12 protein-coding genes are annotated in these 13,732 nt (G+C 54.8%); 6 read left to right on the forward strand and 6 right to left on the reverse strand.

The annotated features are described in order from the left end of the window. The first annotated feature begins 97 nt into the window (after positions 1-97). Positions 98-1,693, forward strand: coding sequence for an ABC-F family ATPase (locus K0H80_RS08530; RefSeq protein WP_011865475.1), 1,596 nt, complete (start codon positions 98-100; stop codon positions 1,691-1,693). A 105-nt stretch (positions 1,694-1,798) separates the two neighbouring features. Here K0H80_RS08530 and K0H80_RS08535 read toward each other — a convergent pair whose 3' ends face one another. The 3 genes from K0H80_RS08535 to K0H80_RS08545 all read right to left on the reverse strand — a co-directional run bounded on the left by K0H80_RS08535 (position 1,799) and on the right by K0H80_RS08545 (position 4,278). Next, entirely contained in the window at positions 1,799-3,160 is a 1,362-nt protein-coding gene (locus K0H80_RS08535; protein ID WP_220073698.1) for a leucyl aminopeptidase family protein, read from the reverse strand. 72 nt (positions 3,161-3,232) lie between these two features. Then, entirely contained in the window at positions 3,233-3,661 is a 429-nt protein-coding gene (locus K0H80_RS08540) for an LETM1 domain-containing protein (protein WP_220073699.1), read from the reverse strand. A 59-nt stretch (positions 3,662-3,720) separates the two neighbouring features. Then, complete coding sequence (locus tag K0H80_RS08545) at positions 3,721-4,278, reverse strand: TetR/AcrR family transcriptional regulator (RefSeq protein ID WP_220073700.1); 558 nt, start codon at positions 4,276-4,278, stop codon at positions 3,721-3,723. Positions 4,279-4,406: 128 nt separating this feature from the next. Between K0H80_RS08545 and K0H80_RS08550 the strand changes: the two genes are divergently transcribed. Together K0H80_RS08550 and K0H80_RS08555 are read left to right on the forward strand one after the other, a co-directional pair. Further along, on the forward strand, positions 4,407-4,877 hold the full coding sequence (locus K0H80_RS08550) for an HPP family protein (RefSeq protein ID WP_011865479.1): 471 nt from the start codon (positions 4,407-4,409) through the stop codon (positions 4,875-4,877). Positions 4,878-5,095: 218 nt separating this feature from the next. Beyond that, on the forward strand, positions 5,096-6,586 hold the full coding sequence (locus K0H80_RS08555) for a sensor domain-containing diguanylate cyclase (RefSeq protein ID WP_220073701.1): 1,491 nt from the start codon (positions 5,096-5,098) through the stop codon (positions 6,584-6,586). Positions 6,587-6,628: 42 nt separating this feature from the next. Here K0H80_RS08555 and K0H80_RS08560 read toward each other — a convergent pair whose 3' ends face one another. The 3 genes from K0H80_RS08560 to K0H80_RS08570 are packed head-to-tail and all read right to left on the reverse strand — an operon-like array spanning position 6,629 to position 8,614. Continuing rightward, entirely contained in the window at positions 6,629-7,378 is a 750-nt protein-coding gene (locus tag K0H80_RS08560) for a ribonuclease H family protein (protein ID WP_220073702.1), read from the reverse strand. 31 nt (positions 7,379-7,409) lie between these two features. Beyond that, complete coding sequence (locus tag K0H80_RS08565) at positions 7,410-7,985, reverse strand: DUF1415 domain-containing protein (RefSeq protein ID WP_220073703.1); 576 nt, start codon at positions 7,983-7,985, stop codon at positions 7,410-7,412. A 32-nt stretch (positions 7,986-8,017) separates the two neighbouring features. After that, positions 8,018-8,614 (reverse strand): LysE family translocator, encoded by a 597-nt coding sequence (locus K0H80_RS08570; RefSeq protein WP_220058409.1) that lies wholly within the window; start codon positions 8,612-8,614, stop codon positions 8,018-8,020. A gap of 343 nt (positions 8,615-8,957) precedes the next feature. On the opposite strand from K0H80_RS08570, the gene K0H80_RS08575 reads away from it, so the two are divergent. The 3 genes from K0H80_RS08575 (at position 8,958) to K0H80_RS08585 (ending at position 13,661) form a co-directional block, all read left to right on the forward strand. Beyond that, positions 8,958-11,852 (forward strand): collagenase, encoded by a 2,895-nt coding sequence (locus K0H80_RS08575; protein ID WP_258406213.1) that lies wholly within the window; start codon positions 8,958-8,960, stop codon positions 11,850-11,852. A 322-nt stretch (positions 11,853-12,174) separates the two neighbouring features. Beyond that, positions 12,175-12,816 carry a DUF4136 domain-containing protein gene (locus K0H80_RS08580; RefSeq protein ID WP_220073704.1) on the forward strand — a complete coding sequence of 214 codons (642 nt, stop codon included), beginning with the start codon at positions 12,175-12,177 and terminating at the stop codon, positions 12,814-12,816. Between the two features lie 326 nt (positions 12,817-13,142). Further along, positions 13,143-13,661, forward strand: coding sequence for a DUF2541 family protein (locus K0H80_RS08585; protein WP_220073705.1), 519 nt, complete (start codon positions 13,143-13,145; stop codon positions 13,659-13,661). Positions 13,662-13,732: the final 71 nt, after the last annotated feature.

A 13,732-nucleotide genomic window follows, 5' to 3' on the forward strand; every position in this document is an offset into this window, starting at 1 on the left:
TCAGCTTGTCATCGGCAGCCGATAGGGTGTTTGTTGAGTAAGCTACTAGACTCAAACAGGCGTCACTTCGCTTAACTACTATTTTCGGAATTTCACATTGATCACGACAGCTAACATCACCATGCAGTTTGGCTCTAAGCCGCTGTTTGAAAACATCTCAGTAAAATTTGGCGGCGGTAACCGTTACGGCCTTATCGGTGCCAACGGTTGTGGTAAATCAACCTTCATGAAGATCCTCGGCGGCGAACTCGAGCCAACATCGGGCAACGTCTCTCTGGACGTGAACGAGCGTCTGGGTAAGTTGAGCCAGAACCAATTTGGTTACGAAGAGTTTAACGTGGTCGACACCGTGATCATGGGCCACACCGAGCTGTGGAAGGTGAAACAAGAGCGTGACCGCATTTATTCGCTACCTGAGATGAGCGAAGAAGATGGCATCAAGGTGGCCGAGCTGGAGATGGAATTTGCCGAGATGGACGGTTACACCGCAGAAAGCCGCGCCGGCGAACTGCTGCTGGGTGTGGGTATTCCACTGGAGCAACACTTCGGTCTGATGAGCGAAATCGCTCCAGGCTTCAAGCTGCGTGTGCTGCTGGCCCAGGCGCTATTTAGCGATCCAGATGTACTGCTGCTCGACGAACCCACCAACAACTTGGATATCGACACCATCCGCTGGTTGCAAGAGATGCTTAACCAGCGTAACAGCACAATGATCATCATCTCGCACGACAGATACTTCCTCAACTCTGTCTGTACCCATATGGCGGATCTCGACTATGGTGAGCTGCGTGTTTATCCGGGTAACTATGATGAATACATGACGGCAGCGAGCCAGGCGCGTGAGCGTCTACTGTCTGATAACGCCAAGAAGAAGGCGCAGATCGCCGAGCTACAAGGCTTCGTGGCGCGCTTCTCGGCCAACGCCTCTAAGGCGAAGCAGGCGACCTCTCGTGCCAAGCAGATCGAGAAGATCAAGCTGGAAGAGGTTAAGGCCTCAAGCCGCGTCAACCCCTTCATCCGTTTCGAGCAGGAGAAGAAGCTGTTCCGTAACGCCTTGGTGGTTGAGGAGCTGTCTAAGGGTTATGATGACGGTCCACTGTTCAAAGACTTTAACCTGATCGCCGAAGTGGGCGAGCGTATCGCGGTACTGGGTGAGAACGGTGTGGGTAAGACCACCATGCTGCGTACCCTGATCCACGATATCCCGCAAGATACAGGTACCATTCAGTGGTCTGAAAACTCGGCCATCGGCTACTACGCGCAGGATCATGAATCAGATTTCGAAAACGACATGACACTGTTTGATTGGATGAGTCAGTGGCGTAAACCGGAAGATGACGATCAGAGTGTACGTGGTTACCTCGGTCGTATGCTGTTCAGCTCAGACGATATTAAGAAGTCGGTACGTGTACTCTCAGGTGGTGAGAAGGGCCGTATGCTGTTTGGTAAGCTGATCATGCAAAAGCCTAACATTCTGGTGATGGATGAGCCGACCAACCACTTGGATATGGAATCTATTGAGTCGCTCAACAACGCGCTGGAGATGTATGAAGGTACACTGATCTTCGTCAGTCACGACCGCGCCTTTGTATCGTCTTTGGCCACCCGCATCATAGAGATCACCCCACAGGGCGTGAACGACTTCAAGGGTACTTATGATGAATTCCTGCGCAGCAAAGGCGTAGAGGAATAAGCGATTAGGTATCTTGCCTAATAAAAAGCCCAAGTGATTAAACACTTGGGCTTTTTTTATCGTCTAACTTTTTTAACGTCTAACTCTCGTTCAACTAAACCGTCGTTACTTGGCGAAGCGATTTGCCAGATAGTCGAACACGGCGCGGATCCCGAAGGCTTCGCCGCCGACAGGGCGACCCGGTAGTTTACGGGTATTCCAGGCCATGACGTCGAAGTGGGTCCAGCTGATCTCCTCATCGACGAAGGCTTCCAGATAGAGGGCCGCCGTGATGGCGCCGCCAAAAGGCACCTTGCCACAGTTGGCTAAGTCGGCGATATCGCTGCCGGTCAGGTCAAAGTAAGGCTTGTGTAGTGGCATGCGCCACACGGGATCTTCAACCGTCAGGCCAGAGGCGGTGATGCCGGCGGCAACTTCGTCGTCGTTACTGAAGAAGCCAGGCAGCTCAGTGCCCAGGGCGATGCGCATGGCGCCTGTCAGGGTAGCAAAATCGATCAGCAGCTCAGGCTTGTCGCTGTTGGCTTCGGCCAGGGCATCACACAGCACCAGACGGCCTTCGGCGTCCGTGTTGTCTATCTCAACCGTGAGGCCTTTGCGCGTGGTGATCACATCACCCGGGCGGAAGGCATTGGCCGAAACGGCGTTTTCCACCGCTGGCACCAATACGCGCAGGCGTACCGGCAGCTCGGCGGCCATGATCTGATGGGCTAAGCCGATAACATGAGCGGCGCCGCCCATATCTTTCTTCATCAGGCGCATGCCGGCGCCAGGCTTAAGATCCAGTCCGCCCGAGTCGAAACAGACCCCTTTACCCACCAGGGTGACCTTAGGCGCGTCTTCATCGCCCCAGGTTAGATCGATCAGGCGCGGCGCATTATGGCTGGCGCGGCCAACCATGTGAATAGTAGGGTAGTTGTGGGTCAGCAGGTCGTCACCGACTATCTGAGTGACCTTGGCGCCAAACTCGCTAGCCAGTGATTCCATGGTCTCGCCCAGGTGCTGTGGCATCATATCAGCGGCAGGGGTGTTGACCAGATCGCGCACGATAGAGACAGAGCGCGCCATCTTGAGTGTCTGCTCAACCAGCTCGGCATCGCGGAGCACCAGCTGAGGGTAGACCTTGTCATTGGCCTTATAACGGTCGAACTTGTAGGCACCTAAGGCCCAGCTAAAGGCCGCCAGCTTACAGGTCTGGGCATCGGCCTCCAGCAGGTATTGGCCGGCTGGTAGTTCGTTAACCAGATCGCCACACACCCAGTGGGAGTCTTTGTCGTCGCTTACATAGAGCACCTGGCTGAGGTTGCCGTCAGTGCCTGGGATCAGGCTGAGGCCCTTGCCCTTGTATTGGGTGCTGCCTAGCCAGTTTTGAACCGGTTTATCCTGGCCGTTTAGCCAATCGTTATAGTCATTTGCTGCGAGTAGCGTCAGTAGGATCCCTTCGGAACCAGAGAGGAGTAGTTGAGTCATTGGGCATCATCTTGTTGAGGTCAAAATTCAACTTAGATTAGCATGTCAGCCCCTCGGGGTGAAAGCGGCGCATCATTCATTGCTGGCTTTTTCGACATCGTCCAGGGCGCGCTTATTGGCCCGGGCTTCACGGCTCAGCTGGGCCTTGCGTTCGGAGAGATTATTGAAGGAGCTGGGCAGCACCTCGACGCCGACCAACTTACCCAGTTTCACCACCACAGGAATGGTGATGGGGGCAAAGGGCAGCACGGCAAACACCCCAAGGCCCAGGCCTTTGATCAGATCCGCCAGCTGCTGGTTGGCCAGTCGTAGCTCTTCCTTGCTGGCCTGCTTGCGGGTGTAACGACCATAGGCGACTAGCATATCCTTAGTCTCCTGTTTCTCCTGGGCCAGGGCATCTTTGAGCACCAACATGTCACGTTTTAAACGTAGACCAAAGCGGCGACGACTGATGCGCAGCACCCTGAAGGGGGCCTTATGTAATTTACGATAAATTTTCATGGCGCGATTGTCTCATAAGCCCAGCGCAAGACCTATCTTTTCCTGACACTCTTTTTGCCTTAGATGAGGCTGGGTGCAAGACGTTGCAACAGGGCCTGGCTGCGAAGGGCGGCGCCTTTATCCAGGCTCACCATGGCCGAAACGATGGCGCCTTCTTTCATCAGGCAGATAAGGTCTAACAGGGCTTCGTTTGGCTGAGAAAGGTGCTTGCCAATCAGCTCTCGAACCGCCTGTTTATGAAACCTGGCGAAGCGCGATACTTGACAGCGGCAGTCGCCACATTCGATGGCGGAGTTGATAAACAGGCAGCCGTGAAACTGACTCAGCTCGGGTACCCGGTCGTTAAGCCAGTCATCCAGCGCACTAAACAGTGCATCGATCACGCCGAGATCGTCCTGAGCTGGCTTGAGGCGCTCCTCCAGCCAGTGGATGAAGATCTGGTGACGGGTTTCGAGCACAGCCACTATCAGGGCTTCCTTGCTGCTGAAGTGATGATACAGGGTCTTCTTGGCGACTCCGGAGACCTTAAGCACCTCGTTGATCCCCACAAGATTGATGCCCCGCTCGGTAAAGAGGGAGAGGGCGGTATCGATTAGCAACTGTCTCTTATCTGTCATCTTAGCCTCGCTTTTTTTATATCTTGACATCGGTAGACCAAGTTGTCTACTCTTGCGGGTAGACAGACTTGTCTACATGAAATTCGTCTACATAAGGCTTGTCTATATAAGGGAGTTAAGAGATCAAGATGAATAAACTGGCATTTGCGTTAATCTCCGGCCTGGGGGCCGCCTTGGCCATCGGCCTGTTGTCCTTTGCGGAAACCCTGCAGTCGGACATTGTGCTGCTCATGGTGCCTTTCGGCGCCACCGCGGTATTGGTGTTTGGGGTGCCGGACAGCCCCCTGGCCCAGCCGAAGAACGTGATCTTCGGTCATCTGCTGACCTGCGCGATCGGCCTCTATTTCGTTCACTATGTCGGGGTGAGCCCGCTGACCCTGGCGATCGCGACCGGGCTCGCGGTCAGCGGCATGCTGCTCACCAAGACGACCCATCCACCGGCGGGCGCCACGCCACTGTTGGTGATGTTAACCGGGCAGGATTGGAGTTTTCTGGTTTCCCCCGTGTTGTCCGGCGCCCTGATTATCGTGCTGGTGGGTAAACTGATCGCCCTGATGCACAAACGCCTGGAGCGGCAGCAGCGCGCGGCGCTGGATTAGATCATCCTTTAAAAGCCTGTACTTATGGCTAGGGCAAGATACAACTTTTGTGCGTAATTTCAGTAGGCTAGATTGGTATATACTATACTTTTCATTTGGTCATGGGTGGGCGATTTGGCTTAGACGTCTATAGCTGGACTTAAGCTAGACTTGGTTAGAGTCGCCCCTTACCCATGAGCTCGTCAGCGCAGGCCGCTCGGCAAAAGGATGAAGAGTGAATGCACCACCCATTTAAGCCGTTCAAAATCTATAGTCTGGCCATCTTATATGTTGTCTTTCTGGTGGGGGCCTTCTCTATCCTGATGGCCAGCATCGATCAGTCTCAGCGCGACTGGAAACGCTACACCTATGAGGCGCTGGAGAAGACCGCCTATTTCAACGACGCCATGGTAGCCCTGGGTTACGGCGGCTTTATCCACGACTTTAAGAATGCGGTGATCCGCCAGGATTTGAGCTATCTCAGGCGGGCGGAAACCGAGATAGAGCTGGGGTTAGACTCGCTGCAGAAGTACCAGCAACGAGCGCCCGAGCATACCGCCGAGGTGCGGGCTATTCAGTCTGTGGTCAGCCAATATCGCCATAACCTGCCTAAACTCAGGCAGATGCTGGAAGAGAAGCAATCGGTGGCGGATATTGACCGGGTGGTTCGCGTCGACGATACTCCGGCCATCGAGGCGATAGAGGCCATACTCTCAAGCCATGCCCAGAGCCCTAACAGCCTGTTCGAGCAGGCAGGCAGCGCCCATCAGCGGGTGAATCATATGCTGCTGGTGATCCTCTGCGCCCTGGTGCTGGTCAGCATCTTAGTGTTTAGCTTTATCCGTTATGTGAATAAACGCCTGGCGATCAAGCTTAAGGATCTCGAGGTGATCTTCCGCTGCGCCCCCAACGCCATATTCTCGGTGAACGAACACGGTACCATCATCTCTGCCAATCGCGAGACCATGCGCCTGTTTGGTTTCTCCGAGCGGGCGCTCAACAAGATCAATGTCGACGACCTGGTGCCCAGCGCCACCAAGGAGAAGCACAAGAAGCTGCGCCTGGAGTTTCAAAAATCCGACCGGGTGCAGCCCATGTCCCAGCGTAACACCATCTTCTATGGCAAGAAGCTTAACGGCGATGTGTTTCCCGCCAGCATCTCTATCGCTACCTATGGGGTGGGGGATGAGAAGCACAGCATCGTGGTGATCAAAGATCTCAGCGATGAGATGCAGTACAAGTCCCAGGCCAATACCGATCCCCTGACTAAGGTCGCCAACCGCCGCGCCATCAACCGCCAGCTGGCGGCGGCCATCAGTCGTAGCAATCGTCAGCAGACCCCGCTTGCGGTGTGTATCTTCGATATCGATCACTTCAAGGCGGTCAACGATAAACATGGCCATCTGGTGGGCGACGATGTGTTGCAGCGGGTGGCCAAGATCTTCAGCGACGCCATACGTAAGACAGACTTTGTCGGTCGCTGGGGAGGCGAGGAGTTTGTGATCATCCTGGAAGATACAGACAAAGAGGGTGCCAAGCATTTTGCCGACAAGCTCAGGCAAGAGGTGAAGCGCCGTAGCCAGGGGATAGATTTCCCCGTGGCCATAACTTTAAGCGCCGGTGTATCAGTCTATTGTCAGGACGACAAGCAAGATTGCCTGTTCAACCACGCCGATCAGGCCCTCTACCGCGCCAAGGAGAGCGGCCGCGACTGCGTGGTAGTGATTTAACGCGGCTAATCTAACTCTCTGTAAAAAAGTGATGGTAGAAGCTTATCCCGCCCGCATCGCCAACAGGGCTGCAACATCCAACGGCTGCTGATAGCGGTTGAAGCGGGTTTCCTTGCTCTCTATGGTGTAGATAGACATGCGATCGGCCAGCTCGTTGCCCTCAATTCCAACATGCGCCGCCACATGGCTGAGTTTTAGCTTATCCTTAAGGCTATCGTACAGCTCATGGGTCTCCTGGATCACGCTTAAGTTCGCGATCTCACCCGTCTTGCGGCGCCAGCCGTTGGCCTTCCAGTCATAGGCCCACAGGGAGATACACTTGATGGCATATTGGGAGTCGCTGTGAATATGCACGCTAAGCCCCTGCTCAAGGTATTGCCTGGCTATCAAGAGCGCCTGATGCAGGGCATTTAACTCGGCGGTGTTGTTGGTGCCATTGGGGTTGTAGAGTCCATACCAGAGCTCGGCCAACTCGCCTTTTTTATAGAGCGCAAGCCCAGAACCTGCCTCACCCGGATTGGGCTCGCAGCCGCCATCGGTATAGATATCGATATCGCTGTCTGGCTGCTCGCTAACGGCGGGCTTGCTTGGCTTGGATGCCGCCGGCTTAGCCTTGCTGCTAGCGATTTTGCCTGTTTTGCCAGCGCCAAAGGCGGCCTCGGCTTCGGCCTGGGTCTTAAACGATTTATAACGCGCGCCGGCAAAGCCGTCGACCAGGGCCTTGGTCTGGGGCCAACTGGTAAAGATGCCGGTCTCGCGTCCTGCCCACACCACATAATATTTGCTTGCCATCTGTCTCTCCCTCTTGGTTTTTGCGCTTGGGTCAGTCGTCTTGCTTGCAGCTTCGCAGCAGCTTGACGAAGAAGGCCTCGCCCTTACGCTCGGCAAAGGCGATGTTGCGCTCAGGGATCGACTCGGGATCCTCATAGTCGGCTAGGGCGCGCTCCATGCTGGCCTCGCGTATGATATGCAAGGTGGGATAGGGGGCGCGGTTGGTGTAGTTGGCGGCGCTATCTTGTGGCTCGCCCTCGAAGCAGTAGTCGGGGTGGAAGCTGGCCAGTTGAAACACCCCCTCGAAGCCCTGATCGATCAGCAGCGCGTTGGCGATATCCACCAGATCCAGATAGTGATAAAAGCCTTCGAAGCCTCGCGGCAAGATAAACAGGGTAGTCTCGGTTTGCGGATGCTCCTCGAGGTAGTGGCACTCGTCGATCAGCGCGTTTAATACGGCTTCCAACTGATGTTGTTCCACCACCTTGTAGCGTATGCTGTTGCGCTCCACTTCTCGGCGGGCGAAGGGGCAGATGTTGTACTTCATGATCACCTTCTCGACCCAATTCTGGGTGGCTAAGGCGACGCCTTTTTCTTCGGCGTTGTGATTGCGCTCAGTCGCTGCCACGGCTGCTCCCTATGATGCGGTTTTTGTGTGGGTTATTGAGGAGCGATCATAGGGATGATAGAGGCCACAAGCAAGAGCGCCATGGCGATGTTAAAGGCTTTTTGCTGACCCTGATGCTTAAGTAGCCGCTTGAGCGCCACCCCGAAGCCGAGCCACACCAGGGCGCAGGGCAGGGCGACGCTGAAGAAGACGCTGGCGATGGTGAGCACCTGAGGCGTCAGCGGCTTGTCCATCACGGTAAAGGTGGCGATGGCACCGACGGCCATGATCCAGCCCTTAGGGTTGACCCACTGAAAGGCCGCGGCTTGCAGGAAGGAGAGGGGCTTTGCCGTCTGTTTGCCCTCCATGCGGCTGCTGCTGTTGGCAATCAACCAGGCCAGGTAGAGCAGGTAAGCGATGCCGACATACTTGATGATAAGGTGCAGCAAAGGATAGGCCTGAAACACGGCGCTCAACCCAAGACCTATCGCCAGTACCATGCAGGGAAAGCCGATGCAGATCCCCGCCAGATGGGGCAGGCTCAGGCGGATGCCAAAGTTTACCCCAGAGGTCATCAACATGATGTTGTTGGGCCCGGGGGTGATCCCCGAGGAAAAGGCAAATAGGGCGATGGCGAAAACCAGTTCCATGAACGGCGTGTCTCTAAGGTGTTTAGTCGAAGCGCTATGATCTCAAGGCTTGTCTCTGCTGACCAGCAAATTTTTTCATTTCCGAAATTTCGTTATAACTTACTGTAAAAATTAATTTTGTCAGATTATCTCTGTGGTAATTTGCACATTTCTAATGTAAATCTCCTGCCGAGTACTTGCAATAATATATTGTATAAAATATAACAGTGTTGCCATAAATTGTTAACTCTGGGTTAACAAGGATGTGCTAATCGCCCGATATAACGCCTCAGAGAAGGCGAAGCGGGCTAATTCAACCTGAGTAATGAGCGGCCTTTAATGGTCGTTCGGTCTGGAGACCAATATGACAAATAAAACATTAGGCGGCGCTCGCCGCTTCACCCCAACCGCGCTGGCCCTGGCCTGCTCGCTACTGGCCACCCCGCTGGCGCTGCACGCTCAAGATGTTCAGGCACAAGGCATGCCGGCAAAGGATGTAAAGGGCCCACTTTCGACAAAAGCTGCGCCGTCGACAAAAGCCGCGCCGCCAACCCAGCTGGCACCTGCCCAGAAGATTAAGCCGTCTACCGACAAGGCCGCTGCGAGCGCTCGACTCGACAAGTCTGCGCGCAAGCCTATAGGGGCACGTGATGCGGAGCAGGGCGAAGGTGTGAGGCCTGATAAGCGTGATAGCAAATTGGAGAAGGGGAGTAAGGGACAATCGGCGCTGCCGGGCATGAAGGGCAATCAAGGCGCGACCGGGCCAGCGGCCGAGGCGGATGCCTGCAACGGTTACAGCCAGTTCGACAGCCTGAGTGGCCAGGCGCTGTACGATTTTGTTCGCCAGGCGGAGTTTTCCTGTATCTCAGAGCTCTATTCTCGCAACGATGCCACTGCGGTCAAGGTGTATCAGGCCGATAACGTGGTGGCCGTGGCGAATCTGGCCAAGGCAACGGCTGCAAGTTACGACAGCAGTACCGGCGGCGAGCTGTTTAACCTGTTCTACTTCCTGCGCGGCGCCTTCTACATAGAGTATTACAACGATGATCTCAGCTATAGTGACAGCCGCGCCAGCGATGCCATGCGTGAGCTGCTACTGGAATATGCCAAAAACCCGGCCTTTAACAGCCTGAGCGACATGCAGGGCAACACACTGCAGGAGTATTTCATCGCCTGGGACAGCTCCTACAACTACTATGATTCGGTGGCCGTGATCACCGATTATCTGAATCAGTTTAGCGAGCAGCATCTGGCCTCCTGGTACCACAGAAGCGCTCTGACCAAGGCGCTCACCACCCTGTATCGCGGCAACTGGGATGAGAAATATACCAAGGCGTCGATGGAGTATGATGCCCTGCGCGCCGCCTTGCTCAAGGTGGCGACCTCGGACTACATCATCAACTCAGAGTATGCCTTCGAGTCCTCGGATGCCTTTCACGAGTTTGGCCGTTTCTACGAGTATCAGGCCTACTGGAAACTGCCGGACAGCCTGAAAACGGCCCTCAACGGCGGCGTGCAGCAATATATGGCCAAGTTTAACCGTCTGTCTAAGCAGTGGGTGGAAGCGGCCGGTTATCTGGATTACTACAACCCTGGTCAGTGCGACAGCTTCGGCATCTGCGGCTGGGAGGATGAGGTGGAAGCCAGCGTGCTTGCTATCCACTACAGCTGCTCGGACACCATCAAGATCCGCGCTCAGCAGCTGACGTATCAGGAGCTGCAGGCCTCTTGCGATCTTATGGGCGAGGAAGAGGGGCTGTTCCATCAGATCCTGGCGACTGGCGGCGAGCCCGTGGCGGACGACTATAACGAAGATCTGCAGGTCAATATCTTCGACAGCTATGACGACTATGATGTCTACGCGGGCATCATCTTCGGCATCAACACTGACAACGGCGGCATGTATCTGGAAGGCACGCCGTCGGATCCCGACAACCAGGCACGTTTTATCGCCCACGAGGCCACTTGGACCGACGACATTCTGGTGTGGAACCTGAGACACGAATATGTGCACTACTTAGATGGTCGCTTCAATCTTTACGGCGCCTTTAACTACTTCGACGTCGACACAGGTAAATCTGTGTGGTGGGCCGAGGGCCTCGCCGAATATATCTCCCATCAGAATCGCTACGATGAGGCGGTCGATATCGGCCGCAGCCAGGAATTTAGCCTGAGCGAGATCTTGTCTAACACCTATGACAGCGGTACCGACAGGGTCTATCGCTGGGGCTATCTGGCGGTGCGCTTCCTGTTCGAGCAGCACAGAAGCGATGTGGACGCTTTGTTAGTTCACGCCCGCGCCGGTGATACCTCGGCCTGGCTCAGCTATATCGACAACACTATCGGCACAAACTATGACGCAGAGTGGAACAGCTGGCTGCTGACGGTGACTAGTAACGATACGCCGCTCGATGGTGGCATAGTGACCCCGGTCGACAGCGATGGCGACGGGGTGATCGACAGCGAAGATGCCTTCCCCAACGATCCGACCGAGTGGGCGGACGAGAATGGTAACGGTATCGGCGATAACGCCGATGCGGCCAATGGTGGTGGGCAGACGGGGAACTGCGGCGCCGCAACCATCAGCGACGGCAATATTACCCAGGAGCAGGCAGAGTGCGTGGCAGGCACAGGAGTCAACTACTACTACACCTATGTGGAGCAGGATAATACTCAGCTCTATATCACCACCACGGGCGGTGAGGGCGATCTGGATATCTACTTTAACCAGCAGACTTGGGCGAGCCCGAGCGACTATGAGGTGAAGTCGCAAAACAGCGGTAACGAGGAGTCAATCAGCGTGGTCGCCAACCGCGGTTGGGTCTATCTCTCGACGGTAGCCGTGATGCCATTTGAGGGCGTGAGCCTCAAGATCAGCCAGAGCGCCGGCACTGCGCCGGATAACGGTTCGCCTCAGGTGGCGGATGCCTGCCTAAGCCAAAGCCCTTATAGCTATGGCGGGGTAGAGTTTGGTCAGGCGGTGTGTGTGGCCGACGGCCATTCCAGCTACTACTTCTATGTGCCGGCCAATACGGCGGCTATCGAGATCAACACCGCCCATGGTAGTGGCGATCTGAATCTCTACGCCAACGCAGCGACCTGGGCGAGCCCGACGGCTTATCAGTTTAAGTCGGAAAACGTCGGTAACGGTGAGCAGATCCGTGTCGTTTCACCCGCCGAAGGCTGGTTCTATGTTAGCGCCGATGGCGCGCCCTCAAGCAGTGGCGCTAGTTTGCTGGTTACCCTCGAGAGCAACTAGGCACTTAGCATTTAACTAAGCTGCGCTAAGTTGTTCTTAGTTTCTCTAAGCTAAAAACGTCGGTATCTTGCCGGCGTTTTTTTATCCGTCTCGCTCAGGTTCTTATTCTCTCATCATCTTTCATCTTCTCTCATGGCTGCTGGCCTTGGTCATTCGTTTTGATCATTGTTTTTGGCCGTCGTCGTATCACCTAGCAAGATGATTGTTAACGTTTTGTCAGCCTAGGTTCATGATCTTTCGCTTATACTTTGTCCAATCCGATACTTGGTCCAACCCGACTATCTCTGTGAAGGACGATTCCTATTAAGGACGAGGAGCCGAAATGAAATCTAGCTTGTTAAAACTGCGCCAGAACTTGGGTCTTAACTTAGGCCTGGGCCTGTTGCTGATAATCGGCGTGACCGCCTGCAGCGTGACTCAGGAGGAGCCGCTGCAACTGTCGATGGCGCCCGAGGATCGTTTGACCCTGGTGGCCAGCGGTGATTTGAGCTTCATCCAGGGGCCAGCTAACCAAGACGCACAGGCGTTTGCCCTGCACCCAGATTTTGAGCTACTCAATGTGGGGGAAGAGGTTAAGCCGGAACAGCTAAAATCGCGCATGCGCGGTGCCATCACAGGCGTGATGCAGGCCAAGGGCTATCGACAGGTGCTTGCATCGGATTCGCCAGATCTCTTGATCGGCTATGGCGTGGCCCTCGGCGATACCATGAGCGATGGTGAGATCCTGCAGAAAGTCGGGCTAGTGCCGGGTGTCTCGGCCCAAGGGGTGGATATGCGCCGCTTCGAGAAAGGCTCTGTGTTGCTTCTGGTGTTCGACCCTAGATTGATTGAGCCTAGCTGGCGGGTGTTAGCCCAGGGATTTACCCCGTTAAATCAAGACAGCACCCTGGCGGCGCAGCAGGCCGACGAGAGGCTTGCTCGGGTGATAATTAAGATGCTCAGCGAGTTGCCGCAAATCCCTTAATCAGTCTTAGCCAGAAGCTTGTCAGCCAGAATCTTGTTAGCCAGAAGCTTGTAAGCCAGTGTTCGCGCACACTTATAGTCATCTGATTGGCCGAAGCCGAGAGGATTTACTAGGGTTTGCTAGGGTTAATGGGGCTTAGTAGGAAGGATTAAGCTTTACTAGAAGATTAAGCTTTACTAGAAGATTAAGCTTTACTAGAAGTAAGTTGGATTATTACCGGCCTGCGTGTTCACTCAATTGAGTGCAGTCAATGTGAGCACACCAAGCAGCGGTGAAGTTGGTTCCAGGCCTCATAGCAAGCCATTTATCAGATAAGGAGTATCGCCATGTTGTCATCTTTTAAACATCATCTCTCACGGGTTATCGGCAGTAAGCCTTTGCCCTTGCTCGGCTCGTTCTTGATGGGCTTGTTCTTGATGGGCTTAGTGCTGCTAACGCCGCTGACGGCCAACCGGGCGCTGGCGTCCGAGTGGCGAGAGCTGGCCCAGAAGACGGTCGATTATAAGGCCGAGGTGGATAAGGTGAAGCTGGGGCGCAAGGAGCAGAACCTAGCCAGTATTAAACTCAGGTGCGATCAGGGCACGGTTAACCTAAAACAGATTGAGCTCTTCATGAGCGATGGCGAGTCGAAGAAGGTGGATAATCTCGGTGTCTTGACCAAGGGGCTGTCGAGCCGCGCCATTACAGTGCCTAAGAGCGAGGGGCATCTTGAGCGTATCGAGCTGGCCTATGACAGTGTTGGCAGTCAGGCGCTAGGGTTAGCCGGGGTTGCCAAGAAGGGCAAGATCACTGTGCTAGGCAAGGAAAAAGCGAGCGATAAAGAGCAAGCGAGCGACAAAGACTAGTGTTGTGAGAAGGCTAAGCTACTAACACTAAGCTGCTAGCGCATAAGAAAATACAGGCATTAGCGTACGCT

Source organism: Shewanella aegiceratis (assembly GCF_019457495.1).
In the GTDB taxonomy this organism is placed as follows: Bacteria; Pseudomonadota; Gammaproteobacteria; order Enterobacterales; family Shewanellaceae; genus Shewanella; species Shewanella loihica.

Coding starts and splice junctions, on each gene's coding strand:
- K0H80_RS08540 (WP_220073699.1), bottom strand. CDS start 3,661: ATGAAAATTTATCGTAAATTACATAAGGCCCCCTTCAGGGTGCTGCGC.
- K0H80_RS08580 (WP_220073704.1), top strand. CDS start 12,175: ATGAAATCTAGCTTGTTAAAACTGCGCCAGAACTTGGGTCTTAACTTA.
- K0H80_RS08560 (WP_220073702.1), bottom strand. CDS start 7,378: ATGGCAAGCAAATATTATGTGGTGTGGGCAGGACGCGAGACCGGCATC.
- K0H80_RS08575 (WP_258406213.1), top strand. CDS start 8,958: ATGACAAATAAAACATTAGGCGGCGCTCGCCGCTTCACCCCAACCGCG.
- K0H80_RS08535 (WP_220073698.1), bottom strand. CDS start 3,160: ATGACTCAACTACTCCTCTCTGGTTCCGAAGGGATCCTACTGACGCTA.
- K0H80_RS08570 (WP_220058409.1), bottom strand. CDS start 8,614: ATGGAACTGGTTTTCGCCATCGCCCTATTTGCCTTTTCCTCGGGGATC.
- K0H80_RS08585 (WP_220073705.1), top strand. CDS start 13,143: ATGTTGTCATCTTTTAAACATCATCTCTCACGGGTTATCGGCAGTAAG.
- K0H80_RS08550 (WP_011865479.1), top strand. CDS start 4,407: ATGAATAAACTGGCATTTGCGTTAATCTCCGGCCTGGGGGCCGCCTTG.
- K0H80_RS08555 (WP_220073701.1), top strand. CDS start 5,096: ATGCACCACCCATTTAAGCCGTTCAAAATCTATAGTCTGGCCATCTTA.
- K0H80_RS08545 (WP_220073700.1), bottom strand. CDS start 4,278: ATGACAGATAAGAGACAGTTGCTAATCGATACCGCCCTCTCCCTCTTT.